Annotated in this window: 10 protein-coding genes; 5 read left to right on the forward strand and 5 right to left on the reverse strand. The window is 37.6% G+C overall.

Translation table 11 applies throughout. The features are described from left to right. Nucleotides 1-201 precede the first annotated feature (201 nt). Together Q0093_RS01900 and Q0093_RS01905 are read right to left on the reverse strand one after the other, a co-directional pair. Nucleotides 202-1,551, reverse strand: a complete 1,350-nt coding sequence (locus Q0093_RS01900) for an MATE family efflux transporter (RefSeq protein WP_297928256.1) — start codon at nucleotides 1,549-1,551, stop codon at nucleotides 202-204. A 436-nt stretch (nucleotides 1,552-1,987) separates the two neighbouring features. Further along, nucleotides 1,988-3,076, reverse strand: a complete 1,089-nt coding sequence (locus Q0093_RS01905; protein ID WP_294175979.1) for an MBL fold metallo-hydrolase — start codon at nucleotides 3,074-3,076, stop codon at nucleotides 1,988-1,990. Nucleotides 3,077-3,424: 348 nt separating this feature from the next. Here Q0093_RS01905 and mltG point away from each other — a divergent pair, with 348 nt between their 5' ends. After that, nucleotides 3,425-4,492: an endolytic transglycosylase MltG gene (mltG, locus tag Q0093_RS01910; RefSeq protein WP_297928257.1), complete on the forward strand. Its 1,068-nt coding sequence runs from the start codon at nucleotides 3,425-3,427 to the stop codon at nucleotides 4,490-4,492. Between the two features lies 1 nt (nucleotide 4,493). Here the strand turns inward: mltG and Q0093_RS01915 are convergent, their stop codons facing one another. Beyond that, the gene (locus tag Q0093_RS01915) at nucleotides 4,494-6,029 is read right to left on the reverse strand and encodes a sulfatase (RefSeq protein ID WP_297928258.1); all 1,536 of its coding nucleotides are present in this window, start codon (nucleotides 6,027-6,029) and stop codon (nucleotides 4,494-4,496) included. A 260-nt stretch (nucleotides 6,030-6,289) separates the two neighbouring features. Between Q0093_RS01915 and Q0093_RS01920 the strand changes: the two genes are divergently transcribed. The 4 genes from Q0093_RS01920 to Q0093_RS01935 all read left to right on the forward strand — a co-directional run bounded on the left by Q0093_RS01920 (nucleotide 6,290) and on the right by Q0093_RS01935 (nucleotide 9,770). Next, the gene (locus Q0093_RS01920; protein ID WP_297928259.1) at nucleotides 6,290-7,879 is read left to right on the forward strand and encodes a thiamine pyrophosphate-dependent enzyme; all 1,590 of its coding nucleotides are present in this window, start codon (nucleotides 6,290-6,292) and stop codon (nucleotides 7,877-7,879) included. A gap of 12 nt (nucleotides 7,880-7,891) precedes the next feature. Next, the gene (locus tag Q0093_RS01925) at nucleotides 7,892-8,473 is read left to right on the forward strand and encodes an indolepyruvate oxidoreductase subunit beta (RefSeq protein ID WP_294175983.1); all 582 of its coding nucleotides are present in this window, start codon (nucleotides 7,892-7,894) and stop codon (nucleotides 8,471-8,473) included. 113 nt (nucleotides 8,474-8,586) lie between these two features. Beyond that, nucleotides 8,587-9,270, forward strand: a complete 684-nt coding sequence (locus Q0093_RS01930; RefSeq protein ID WP_297928260.1) for a 5'-methylthioadenosine/adenosylhomocysteine nucleosidase — start codon at nucleotides 8,587-8,589, stop codon at nucleotides 9,268-9,270. Nucleotides 9,271-9,278: 8 nt separating this feature from the next. Continuing rightward, nucleotides 9,279-9,770 carry an S-ribosylhomocysteine lyase gene (locus Q0093_RS01935; protein WP_294175985.1) on the forward strand — a complete coding sequence of 164 codons (492 nt, stop codon included), beginning with the start codon at nucleotides 9,279-9,281 and terminating at the stop codon, nucleotides 9,768-9,770. A gap of 49 nt (nucleotides 9,771-9,819) precedes the next feature. Here Q0093_RS01935 and Q0093_RS01940 read toward each other — a convergent pair whose 3' ends face one another. Next, nucleotides 9,820-10,851 (reverse strand): AI-2E family transporter, encoded by a 1,032-nt coding sequence (locus Q0093_RS01940; RefSeq protein WP_297928261.1) that lies wholly within the window; start codon nucleotides 10,849-10,851, stop codon nucleotides 9,820-9,822. A gap of 292 nt (nucleotides 10,852-11,143) precedes the next feature. Continuing rightward, the gene (gene galB / locus Q0093_RS01945; RefSeq protein WP_297928262.1) at nucleotides 11,144-13,639 is read right to left on the reverse strand and encodes a beta-galactosidase GalB; all 2,496 of its coding nucleotides are present in this window, start codon (nucleotides 13,637-13,639) and stop codon (nucleotides 11,144-11,146) included. Between the last annotated feature and the right edge of the window lie 148 nt (nucleotides 13,640-13,787).

A 13,787-nucleotide genomic window follows, 5' to 3' on the forward strand; every position in this document is an offset into this window, starting at 1 on the left:
TATTATCAATCAACTGTACAAATTTAAATATGATAGCTCAAAAAATCTGTAAACAAATTACAGAGAATATAACCAAAATTACAGATTTACAAAATATTTATTATATCGATCTTTTCATTTTCCCTTAGAACCTGTCGTAAATTTTCCGATCAAAACATACCTTCAAGCTTTTTGAATCTCTTTTCGGCCTGTTCCCTCTAATCAATCATTCTTTTTACGATAATGATAAAACACGATTATAACGACAGTCGTCACAATCTCCGACAAAGGTAAAGCCAGCCATATTCCTTCAATTCCCAATAAGTCGGGTAATATAAGAAAACTCGGAACAAGAAATATAAAACCACGTAACAAAGCGAACCACGTTGCCGGTCTCGCCCGTTCGACACTCTGGTAGTAACCGACAGCCGTCAAATTAAAAATAAAACATACAAATCCTATCGCAAAATAAGGAAAACCTTCGATTGCTATACGGGCTGCGACATTATCTTTATCAATAAAAAGACCTACCAAAAAATCCGGACAAGCCACAAATACGACCGTTACTACCATGCCACATAAAACCGCCGTTAACAATGCTATTCTTACGGCTTCCGTCACTCGTTTCCTATATCCAAGCCCAAAGTTATAACTGATAATCGGCTGTGCCGACTGAGCAACAGCATTTCCGACCATAAACACAAAAGGAATATAGTAACAAGCAATACCAAACGCTCCTACACCATCGTCGCCCAAATAATGCATAAACACCTGATTGCCAACAAACATTAATACCGCTAATGTAGCTTCTCCTAATAAAGCCGAAGAACCTATGCGACATTGATAGCCAATGTTCCTGAGAAATAAACGAAAACTCTTCACACTCCACTTCAAAGGATACAGGCGTAACCGACGGGCAAAAAACAACAAGTATAAAATAGCAATTATCCCACCCGAAATAATACTTATAGATGTTGCTAAAGCAGCACCCATTACTCCCCAACCGAAAGGAAAGATAAAAATCCAGTCAAGTACGACATTAATTACCGCTGTTACAAGACTACAAAACATCGCCAGTTTCGGTGCTCCGTCAAGACGGATAATAAACAAAGAAACAGCAATCCAAATTTGAAATATCCACGATGGTACAAACCAAAGCAGATAGTCTGTTACCATAGGACGCAGATGTTCCGAAGCACCGAGTAAATAAGCCGTATCATCTGGAAATACCATCATTAAAAACGAAAGTAACGCTGCAATAATGGTAACAAAAAATAAAGCTTGCGTCACATTAATACGTGCTGCATTTTGTTTGCCTCGAGATAAATGTATAGAAGCGACAACCGAACAACCAGCACCGACCATCAATCCGACTCCGGTAAAGAACATCAATACCGGAATTAAAATATTAATAGCCGCAATACCATCACTGCCTACACCATGTCCGACAAATATGCCATCTATTGCCGTCACAGCAGACATACTCAACATGCCTAATAAAGTAGGGATGAAATACCTTCTGAATAGAGTAAACACATTTACTGTTTTCAAATCAATCGCATCTCTTTTCATAATATAGTCATTTTTACATTATTGTTTATTTTCATACCTAAAGGCCTGTCAAGATTCTCCAATAAGAATATATTATCAAGTCATTTTTGCATTTTTTCTGGTCTGTTTCCCTAAGATAACTCCCTATCATCCTCATAAAAACAAGAAAACACCCTCAAAAAAACTCTCAAAGCTGACCCATATAAATTTGGACAGACTCTAAACAAAAAATACCGGATAAGTTGATTGGTTTTACCCAGTCATCTTATCCGGCATCTACTTGCCTCCGATGAGGATTACAAAACGCTCATTGGTTCTATTTTCGACCGCAAAGATGGGTCAAATCTTTAAAATATTCAAATATCCCGACATTATTTTATAAGCGTATTTGCACCCTGTTCATATAGATAATTCAAAACAAGTTATTAAACAATACTACTAAGAGCCTGTATATAAATCACTCATGCCAATTCACAACTTCCCCGATACGAGGAATCAAAACATCCAATGAATCTGCTTGCATATTTCGAGCATTTTGCAACGGCTCATCCCAACGATGTTTCGACAACGCATATTTAGAATGATGCACAGTCAATATTTTCTTTGCTTTCAAATCTTTTGCCGCACGAGACATATATTGCGGCATTAAATGAATATATTTCCAATTATCACTATATTGCCCGTTTTCTAAAATCGCGAGATCTATATCCGGGAAACGTTCACCTATAACTTCAAAACGCGAATCATACCCACCATCTCCTCCTATATAAATTTTTTGAGAAGGAGTTTCCAATAAAAATGAAGCCCATAACGTTCGATTAGGAGTAAGTCCCCGCCCCGAAAAATGGCGGGCAGGCAAACAATGGACTGTCAACCCGGGATCGAGAGATTCAGTCTCATTCCAATCGAGCTCTACGATCTTCTTTTTATCAAATTTCCAATATTCAAAATGCTCTCCAACACCTAAAGCACAAATGACTTTCCCGATACGAGGCCTCAATTCAACAATCGTTTTATAGTCTAAATGATCCCAATGATCATGTGTTATAATCAAATAATCGATATCCGGCATATCTTCAGGATAATAGACATCAGTTCCTTTAAAAGGTTTATTGATAAACGAAACAGGAGACGCGACATAGAAAACCGGATCGACAAGTATTCGTTTTCCTTCTAACTGCATGAAATAAGAAGAATGTCCAAACCAAATTAAAAAATCCGAATCTCTCTCTATGTGCCGAATATCTGATTTGACGACCTGCAATGCCGTATCCGGTCTCAGTCCCGGATCTTTCTTAAAAAGAAAATTTATAAAACTCTTAATCCGATTTTCATCATTCGTCAACATCGGAGTTGCACATTCATTTTTAAATTCTCCTCCTTTGAAATTAGGAGAACGTTCAATCCTCTCCAATCGTTCCCCACGCGGCAATCTTCCAAAACTCGGTTGATTGAGAAATAAACAAACGAGAGTAAACAATACTACAATAACCGCCAATATTACCGATACCGCCATACTAATCTTACTTTTTTTCAATATTTTCATATATCCATATTCATTTTCGAAACAAAAATAGTTTGATCTGTGAATTTAAAAAGTACATAAATTACGGTTATTTATACCTTAATCACTGTTAGTAAGAGTCTGTTTAAAATTTTCCGATAAAAATTTTTTAAGTTTCTCTTCGGTAGGTATCTCCGTCTCTATACATAACACAACCCGCTACATTCCTTATTAAAACAAACAGTTTTCAAAAAATGCCTGTACAGAATTTTAACAATCTCTTAGAACGGGCTCTAATATTATTTTACAATCAGCAAAAACAATATTTCTATTAAATACCTATCTTTGCCGACGCTCTCAAATTTCACAAATGTCTTTTAATTTATAAATATGGCAACAAAGATATCAAGACGTAAGAAAAAAAAGACATCCGTATCTAAAAAAAATATTCTATACATTATCATGACCGTAACTGCAATATTTTTTATCAGTATCGGCGTTATATTCAAACGATATGTATTAGATAAAGTCACAGATACTTCATTTTTTATATACATCGATGAAAACAGTTCTCTCGATAGTGTTACCGAAGACCTTCAAAAATATTTAGAAAAAAGTGATGTCAACAAAATAAGACGACTCTCTAAATTAAACGGATATACTCCATGGAACAAACCCGGAGCATACCGAATAGATCCGGAAATGAACGCAATCCGTATTTATCGTAAACTCTCTACCGGAAGCCAAACTCCGATAAGATTTACTTTTAACAATATTCGTACGAAAGATGATCTTGCCGAGACTATCGATAAACAACTAAAAATGGATAAACAGGAAGTCCTCGAATTGTTAAACGATTCGGCTTTTTGTACGGACATGGGATTCGATACATATACGATACCGGCACTTTTTCTTCCCGATTCCTATGAGGTTTACTGGACTATTGCACCTCGCAAACTAATGGAAAAAATGCGTCAAGAATATGACAAATTCTGGACTGATGACCGTAGAATGCTTGCAACACAAATCGGTATCTCCCCGATCGAAGTATCGACTTTAGCTTCAATCGTAGAAGAAGAAACTAAAGTTCCGGACGAAATGAATATGGTAGCCGGACTATATTTAAACCGTTTAAAAAAAGGGATGCCTTTGCAAGCCGATCCCACTGTAAAATATGCAGTAGGAGATTTTTCGATACGACGTATTCTCCATGAACATCTGACCGTTAACTCTCCTTATAACACATATAAAAATACCGGATTACCTCCCGGCCCTATACGCATTCCCTCAAAAGCCGCAATAAAAGCAGTTCTGAATTATCGTCACCATCCGTTTATATATATGTGCGCCAAAGAAGATTTTTCAGGACGGCACAATTTTGCAACGACATACGCAGAACACCAAAATAATGCGATAAAATACCATAAAGCCCTAAACAAACGTAATATATTAAAATAATCTATTCATCAGGATAACCGCACGGTATTCCAGAAACTTTATAAACAGGCATATTCGCTTTCGCTTCACGTAAACGATTGCTTAAATCTTTAGAAAGATTTTCTTTTATTTCATTATAAAGAGAATTTTCACTCAAATCATGTTTTTCACTGATATCATTCGCCAAATTATATAATTCTGTGCGTCGTGTTTCATAATCAAATAATAACTTCCAATCACCCTTTATAATAGCGCTTGACGGACGTCCGGCATCACCAGCCCGTTCTCCCCAGTCATTCGGATAATGAAAATAAAGTGCTCTGTTTTTTTCTATTTCTCCTGATTTCAACAGTTTTACCATACTGATTCCATCAACATGCTGAGGAACAGAATAATTTTCTATCTGTGCCATCTCAAGTAACGTCGGAAAAAAATCTTCAATAATCACATTGGAACGATTAACGCTGTTCGGTCGAGTTATTCCCGGCCAATAAATTAACATCGGTTCACGAATTCCCCCTTCATAAAGACTACCTTTTCCCGACCGTAAAGGGGCATTTCTGTTCGGCTCACGGTATGATGAAGAATATCCTCCGTTATCAGACATGAAAATAATAATGGTATTTTCGGCAATCCCCTTTTCCTCAAATAAATCCATCATATCTCCTAAACTTTTGTCCATTCCTTCTATCAAAGAGGCATATTGTGCTTCACGATCGCACATCCCCTTTTTTATATATTTATCATAAAAACGTATATCTTTCTCGAACGGAGCATGAACGGCATAATGAGATAAATACATAAAAAACGGACGATCCGATTCCAACGCTTTATTTACTAATTTTTTCGCCTCCATAGTCAATGCTTCGGTAAGAAATATGTTTTCTTTACAATAATAATCTATGTTAGGCATCGGCACTTGCCATATCTCCGCATCTTCCCGGTCAGAGCCATATCCCCGGCAACCTAAATAACTACCCATCGCTCCAGCTGCATGTCCTCCTATATTGACATCAAAACCACAAGCTAACGGGTCAGCAGCAATGGTTGTTCGAGATGCGAAATGGGCTTTACCTACAATATAGGTCAAGTAACCGTTTTCTTTCAGAATCTGGGGTAACATTTTAGCATAAAACATGTGGGAATAATTTTGGACGACAGCATTTGACGGACATATCCCATTCCAATTCCACTCAAAATCGAAATATTCATTATCTCGATCGGTAGGAGTATCATAATGCAAAGTCCAATTCGAAACTTTATGCTGCAAAACATTCGCCCCCGTCATAAGACTGCATCTTGAAGGCGAGCTAACCGATGCTGCATAAGCATTCGTAAATTTCACACCCATTCTTGCAAGTCGCTCCATATTAGGTGTTTCATATAAATTATTAAAAAGAGTTTTTTCATCAGCAAAAGACACCGATGTATCTTGCCATCCCATATCATCTACCATAAAAAAAAGGATATTAGGTCGTTTAGTTGCTGACAACGACACAACAGGTTGCAATAATGAAAAGAAAGAGATCCCGGTACAAGCTAAACTTTTAAATTTCATAGTATTACATTTTTTAGATTTAATCCTGAAGTTCCAAATTCAAAACAGACCCTGCTTTTCCTAAAAACATATCATTGTTCCGAACACAGAATGATTTACGAAAATATGTAAATTCATCCGATAATACAATATTCCGATAAATATTTTCTTATATTTGCAACTAAATCATAACAAAAAGAATCTTTACAGAATTATCAGATATCTTTTTGAAAGGAACACACATAAATTTATAAGTCTAATAACCGTCAAAGTATAAAAGAATGAACAAACATTTATTTTTAGGAGACGAAGCTATAGCCCAAGGTGCACTCGATGCAGGTCTTTCGGGAGTTTATGCATATCCCGGCACTCCTTCTACCGAAATAACCGAGTATATACAAACTTCTCCTGAAGCAAAAAACAATACGATACATACCCGTTGGTGTACGAATGAAAAAACCGCTATGGAAGCAGCTTTGGGTATGTCTTATATAGGTAAACGGGCGTTAGTTTGTATGAAACATGTCGGAATGAACGTTGCCGCCGATGCATTTATCAACGCCGGAATGACCGGAGTCAACGGTGGACTCATTGTAGTAGCGGCAGATGATCCGTCCATGCATTCATCTCAAAATGAACAAGATTCTCGTTTTTATGGGAACTTTGCATTTGTTCCGATGTTCGAGCCTTCCAACCAACAAGAGGCATACGACATGATGGCAGCAGGGTTCGGTCTATCTGAAAAATTCAAAATTCCGGTGTTGTTGAGAATTACCACCCGACTGGCACATTCTCGTGCAGGCGTAACGACAACATCAAATATAAAAGATCAAAACGAGATTTCGTTTCCGGATAATACCGGACAATTTATCTTATTACCTGCAAACTCCAGACGTCGTTTCAGAACGTTGTTAAACGAACAAAAAGACTTTACAGAAGCGTCTGAAAACTCATCTTTCAACCGTTATATTGACGGTCCGAACAAAAGAATGGGGATTATCGCTTGCGGTATAGCTTATAATTATTTGATGGAGAATTATCCTGAGGGATGCGATTATCCGGTTGTCAAATTATCTCAATATCCATTACCGTTGAAAATGTTACAAAGATTATTCGACACATGTGATGAGATACTGGTTTTGGAAGATGGGTATGCATTCGTTGAGGAAAAAATAAAAGGTATTATTCCTTCTAAAACAATAAAAGGGAAACTTGACGGAACACTGAATCGTGACGGAGAATTAAATCCCGATCGTGTAGCAAAAGCTTTGGGACTGAAATCAGGTGCAGAATTTGAAATACCGAATATTGTAGCCATGCGTCCACCGGCCCTTTGCCAAGGTTGTGGACACCGCGATATGTATGAAGCGCTCAATAATGTTGTCCAAACGTATAAAAATGCTCGTGTATTTAGCGATATAGGATGTTATACATTAGGTGCACTCCCACCTTTCAGAGCTATACACTCGTGTGTAGATATGGGAGCATCTGTTACTATGGCTAAAGGTGCTGCCGACGGAGGATTATTTCCGGCTATTGCCGTAATCGGAGACTCGACATTCACGCACTCGGGAATTACCGGATTACTCGATTGCGTCAATGAAAATGCAAATGTTACTATTGTAATATCCGATAACGAAACTACCGCTATGACCGGAGGACAAGATTCTGCCGGAACAGGGAAAATAGAGGCTATATGTAGAGGTATAGGCGTTGATCCTGAACACATACGCGTACTGATTCCTCTAAAAAAGAATATGGAAGAAATGGAACGGGTCATACGGGAAGAAATAGAATATAAAGGTGTTTCCGTATTGATTCCCCGCCGAGAATGTATCCAGACCTTAAGCAGAAAAAAACGTCAAAAATAAAATCCGACAAATATGAAAACAGATATAATTCTTTCGGGGGTAGGCGGTCAAGGTATTCTATCTATCGCTGCAGTAATCGGCGAAGCCGCTATACACAACGGACTATATATGAAACAGGCTGAAGTTCACGGTATGAGCCAACGAGGAGGTGATGTACAATCCAATTTACGTATTTCGGATAAGCCCATAGCTTCAGACCTCATCCCTTTAGGAAAAGCTGATCTTATTATTTCTCTCGAACCGATGGAAGCTTTACGTTATCTTCCGTACCTTGCCAAAGACGGTTGGATCGTAACCAATTCAACTCCGTTCATCAATATTCCGAACTATCCAGAACCGGAAAATGTCATAAAAGAAATTAATAAAATGCCCCATAAAATTATCTTGGACGTAGATACGATTGCAAAAGAAAGCGGTTCACCCAGAACAGCGAATATAGTCATGTTAGGAGCTGCTTCTCCATTTTTAGGAATTCCCTATGAACAAATAGAAACCGGAATACGAGATATATTCGGACGTAAGGGTGAAAATATAGTAGAAATGAATCTTAAAGCTTTAGCAGCCGGCAGGAAAGTCGCAGATCAACTGAAATAATCGATAAAAATTCCCAGTAAAAAGCGTGTTTGTCCTATTTATTCGGGAGAGACACGCTTTCAATTTTATATTTCCGGCACAAATCGTATATTTGCCGACAAATAGAAATAATAATGAATATAGGGATCATAGTAGCCATGCCTTCAGAACTGGCATGTATAAAAGATTTGCTTACCGACTGCCGTGAAGAATCGGATGGAGAAGCCGTTTATTATATCGGAAAGCGGGGAAACAACACTCTTATTTTGGCACAGAGCGGTATAGGTAAAGTATGTTCTGCTGTAAGAACTATGAACATGATACACCGTTACGGTCCTGACTACATACTCAATACAGGAGTTGCCGGCGGGATAGATACATCTACTCAAGTTTTCGACATCGTGGCCGGAAAAGAGATTGTTTATCACGACGTATGGTGTGGAGATGGAAATATGCCGGGACAAATTCAAGGATTTCCCGCTCGTTTTCACTCCGATCCTAAACTTTTAGAGAAAGCTATGTCCTTGAAAACATCGATACGGATATACAGCGGTTTAATTTGTAGCGGTGATCAATTTATTACCAACCGTGAAGAATTAGACAAAATAAAAGCCTCCTTTCCCGACGGTCTTGCCGTAGATATGGAATCAGCTTCCATAGCCCATGTTTGTTACATGAATAAAATACCATTTTTGAGTTTCCGTATTATCAGCGATACTCCCGGAATAGAAGACCATATTACTCAATATAATCGTTTTTGGGAAGAAGCTCCTCAAAAATCATTTGAAATAATAAAACAACTAACCGATATATTATAAAAATAATTATGAAAAAGATACCCAGTTTTACAATAGATCATATTCACTTATTACGTGGCATTTATGTTTCACGTAAAGATTATATGGGAGACCACACGATAACAACATTCGATATACGAATGAAAGAACCGAACCGTGAACCTGCACTCGGATACGGAGCTTTACACACAATCGAACATTTAGCTGCAACTTATTTAAGAAACCATAAAATATGGGGAGACAAAATCGTATTCTGGGGTCCTATGGGATGCTGTACGGGAAATTATTTCTTGGTACAAGGAGATTTAGAATCAAAAGATATTATTGGACTTATGCGTGAAACATTTCAGTTCATACGAGACTTCGAAGGCAAAATTCCGGGAGCTGCACCTCAAGATTGCGGAAATTATCTGTTACACGACCTTCCTATGGCCAAATATGAAGCAGATAAATACTTGAAAGAGGTTCTGGACATTATAGAAGAAAAAAACCTTGTATATCCAAGCATCAAAGAAGAATAGATATAAATTTCGACAACCATCAATCATCCGGCTTATCTGCCCGCAAACCTTATATATATGTCTCAGATGAAGAATTATTGTTCTCTAAGTATTCACGTTTAAAAATATCGGCACAAAGAAGAAATATAGATAATAATAACGGACCGAAAATAACTCCCATAAAACCAAATAACGGAAGACCGATGATAACTCCAAATATTGTTATTAACGGGTGTATATCCGCCATCTTCTTCTGAATAACGAAACGTATCAGATTATCGACATGCGTAATGATAAGCCCCGCATAAATCAATAGTCCTACGGCATCCCACCAATCGCCTATAATAACAAAATAGACGACTAAAGGAAACCATATCAACGCCGTACCGATGATAGGAATCACTGTCGCAAAACATGTCAATATTCCCCACAATAATAAATCGGGAACATTGAATATATAATATCCCAACATGGCTACTGCTCCCTGTATCACAGCTAATAACGGGATACCTATGGCATTGGATTTTACTACCATATTTACATCATGCAAAATTGTCAATTTATTCTTTTCTGTAAAAGGAAGTATATCCATTATATAATTTTCCATTTTGTCATTTCCCAATAACATGAAATAAAGGACAAAAATCAAAACAAAAATATTCAGTGCCAAACTTGTAATTCCTCCCATTAACATCTGACCGACTTGAGGAGCCCATGATATTACAGATTTTAAATTATCCGTATTCAAAATATCATAACCTGTCTTTTGCTTTATCAATACGGATATTTGTTCTACCGGTGCAAGTACCACCTGAGGATCGAGATTGATATGCTGCACTTTCATTATCAAAAACCAGACAACGAGAGAGATCGGGATCAAAAAACAAAGTACGGTTTCCATGATTAAAAGAAATGCGGCAATAGAACGTTTCATCTTTCTTTTTTCAACAAGATGTTTCATCTGATTTCTAATCAACGCATATATAGTGCATGCTCCTAACAAACCACCTAAAAAAGGAATAAGTTCGAAAAAAATAACAATACCCAAACCCAGAATCAGGATAATAATCGAATACTTAAAATATTGTTCTTTTAAACTCATAATCTAACCGCAAGTTCTAAATTACCGATTTATTATTTAACGGTTTAGCACGGCAAATGTTTAGAACTTGTTTCTATTTTTCAATAAAAGAATTCAATCGGGTTATCTTTACATTTCCATTCGTCAGACAATCCTCTACCCTCCTCATAAAAACAACAAAAACATCCTCGAAAGAAAATCTCAAACCTGACCCGAGTAAAATTGAGACAGGATCTAAGAAAAGAGATTATAATACATCACAAAAAAAGTCCGGCCGATGTAAGCCAGACTTTTCTCCTCAATATTTACAGTTTTATTCACTTATCAACTTAATAGATGCGCTTTTTATTCCGGGTGATGATGCTTCAAAAATAATTGTACCGGCCTTCGATATTGTTTGCACAATTGCAGTCAATTGACCGCTGAAAAGTTTCATCTCCGGTTTCTGGAATGACTCGAGACTTGCCGGATTACCGTTTGCCGCAGCACGGAAAACACCAGCACCTTTTACCTTGAATTTAATTTTAGACGTAGCATCCGGACATAAGTTTCCATCTTTATCTACAACCTTTACATTAATAAAAGAGAGATCTTCTCCATCTGCCGCCAAACGGTCTCGGTCTGCCGTCAACACTAAATGGTGCGGTTTCCCTGCCGTATGTACTTCTTTTTCGGCAACAGCTTTTCCTTCACTATCATAAGCAACCACTTTAACCGTTCCCGGTTCATAACGAGTATCCATCCACATTAACCGATATCGTTTCTGCCGTTCGAAACTTTTTTGAGCGGCATCTGTATAAGTACTGTCTATACCGATACTCAGGTCTTTTGTTTTTTTCCCCTGACTCTTTCCATTAATGAATAATTCGGCCGAAGGATAATTAGTATATACAAATATCGGCGTAATTTCTCCCTCACGTCCTTTCCACGTCCAATGGGGCAATATATGTAAAGTCTCTTCTTCCCTATTCCAATGACTTCGATAAAGGTAAAAACGGTCTTTGGGAATACCTGCCAAATCTATAATTCCGAAAAGAGAACTATGGCTAGGCCAATCTGTATAATAAGGAGTCGGTTCTCCCAAATAGTCGAAACCTGTCCAAACGAATTCTCCTATACAATAAGGAAGATCTTCATGTTGTATAAAGTCATCTTCCGGAAGGTTAGACCAACCGCAATGCTCTACATCATAAGACGAACTTTGATGGTCTTCATAGCGTTGCATCGCCTTTCGTTCCACCGGGAATTTATATACACCTCGAGAACTGACAGTCGAAGCCGTTTCGCTTCCTAAAATAATTCCTTGAGGCAATTTTTTATAATTAACCTGATAGCGGAAAGGACGATAATTAAATCCGGCAACATCCATCACCGCGGCAAAATTATTATTTACTACTGCATCAGGAGCATCCATACCCTGAGTTACCGGACGAGACGGATCTTCACGATGACAAATATCCTGCAATCGTTTGGCAATTTTACAATCACCTTCAGTCCATTGATTAGGAACTTCATTTCCGATGCACCACATAACGACACTCGGATTATTGCGATAATTCCATATCAGATTTACCAGATCTTTTTCCGCCCATTCATCAAAAAAAAGATTATACCCGTTTTTACATTTGGGAGTATTCCACTCGTCAAAGCTCTCTACCATAAGCATCATACCCATTTCATCACAAGCTTTTACCAACTCCGGAGCCGGCATGTTATGAGAAGTTCTTATTGCATTACACCCCATATCTTTCAATAGTCGTATTTGACGACGAATGGCAGCATCATTCACCGCTGCTCCCAACGGACCTAAATCATGATGATTGCAGACTCCTTTAAAAACAGTCTTTTCTCCATTTAGAAAAAATCCTTTCTCCGGAATTATTTCTATCGAACGAATTCCGAATGGGGTATTATACTGGTCTTTCAACGTATTTCCTTCATATAAAAACGTTTTAGCAGTATATAAAACCGGCTGATCAGGAGACCACAAAACAGGATTCTTAACAACTATTTCTTGTGAAATATCTCCATAGAGTAAAGAGGCAAGCGAAGTTTTAGTTTTCTGTATCTCCTTATGCGACGAATCAAAAATAACAGTTTCTATCGCATAACGTCCCGGATCGGCATTTTCCGGCAAACAGACTTTTGTACGGATATTAACTTTTGCAAAATCTTTATGAATAACCGGAGTAGTTATATAAGTGCCCCAAATCGGAATATATGCATCCGACGTTGTTATAATATGGACATTCCGATACAACCCTGCCCCCGGATACCAACGGGACGATTCCGGTAAATTCTCTAAACGAACAGCCAATACATTTTTCTTGCCTGAAACCAAATAGGGAGAAATATTGAAATAAAACGAATTGTAACCGTTAGGCCACTCTCCGACTTTCTGTCCATTGATATAGACATTCGCCTGACTCATCGCACCGTCGAATAAAATAAAAGACTGTCTATCCGGAGCAAAATCGGGAACTTCAAATTCGATTCTATACCAGCCTACTCCGACAAAAGGTAAACCTCCGGTCCTACCGGCATGTTCTAGCGCTTCCTTTTGTCCATCTTGTGTAATCGCTACATTTTGCTTGTCATTTTGAGAGCTGAACGGACCATATATAGCCCAATCATGGGGAACGACTACAGGCTGCCATGCACGATCGTCAAAATCAGGATCAACAAACTCCGGATTATCGTCTCGAGTAAATTTCCACCCTTCCTTTAATAAAACTTCATTTCTAATTTGAGAAAAACAAATGAGATTAAGTCCAAATAAAAAGATAAGAATACACCAATTACGTTTCATAGTATCTTGATTTTTCATAGTTTCGTATGCAAAAATAGCACACTTCTCTTTCATTTTATATACACAAAAGCCATATATTAATAATTATATAGATTTTACTATAATAATTAAGATAATATACAGCTTTTATTTATCCGATCAATCGGTC

It is taken from the genome of uncultured Coprobacter sp. (assembly GCF_947855755.1).
Lineage (GTDB): Bacteria > Bacteroidota > Bacteroidia > Bacteroidales > Coprobacteraceae > Coprobacter.

Bases quoted from the DNA above. Each gene is read 5' to 3' on its own strand.
- Q0093_RS01900 (WP_297928256.1), bottom strand. From the start codon at position 1,551: ATGAAAAGAGATGCGATTGATTTGAAAACAGTAAATGTGTTTACTCTA.
- Q0093_RS01905 (WP_294175979.1), bottom strand. From the start codon at position 3,076: ATGAAAATATTGAAAAAAAGTAAGATTAGTATGGCGGTATCGGTAATA.
- mltG (WP_297928257.1), top strand. From the start codon at position 3,425: ATGGCAACAAAGATATCAAGACGTAAGAAAAAAAAGACATCCGTATCT.
- Q0093_RS01915 (WP_297928258.1), bottom strand. From the start codon at position 6,029: ATGAAATTTAAAAGTTTAGCTTGTACCGGGATCTCTTTCTTTTCATTA.
- Q0093_RS01920 (WP_297928259.1), top strand. From the start codon at position 6,290: ATGAACAAACATTTATTTTTAGGAGACGAAGCTATAGCCCAAGGTGCA.
- Q0093_RS01925 (WP_294175983.1), top strand. From the start codon at position 7,892: ATGAAAACAGATATAATTCTTTCGGGGGTAGGCGGTCAAGGTATTCTA.
- Q0093_RS01930 (WP_297928260.1), top strand. From the start codon at position 8,587: ATGAATATAGGGATCATAGTAGCCATGCCTTCAGAACTGGCATGTATA.
- Q0093_RS01935 (WP_294175985.1), top strand. From the start codon at position 9,279: ATGAAAAAGATACCCAGTTTTACAATAGATCATATTCACTTATTACGT.
- Q0093_RS01940 (WP_297928261.1), bottom strand. From the start codon at position 10,851: ATGAGTTTAAAAGAACAATATTTTAAGTATTCGATTATTATCCTGATT.
- galB (WP_297928262.1), bottom strand. From the start codon at position 13,639: ATGAAACGTAATTGGTGTATTCTTATCTTTTTATTTGGACTTAATCTC.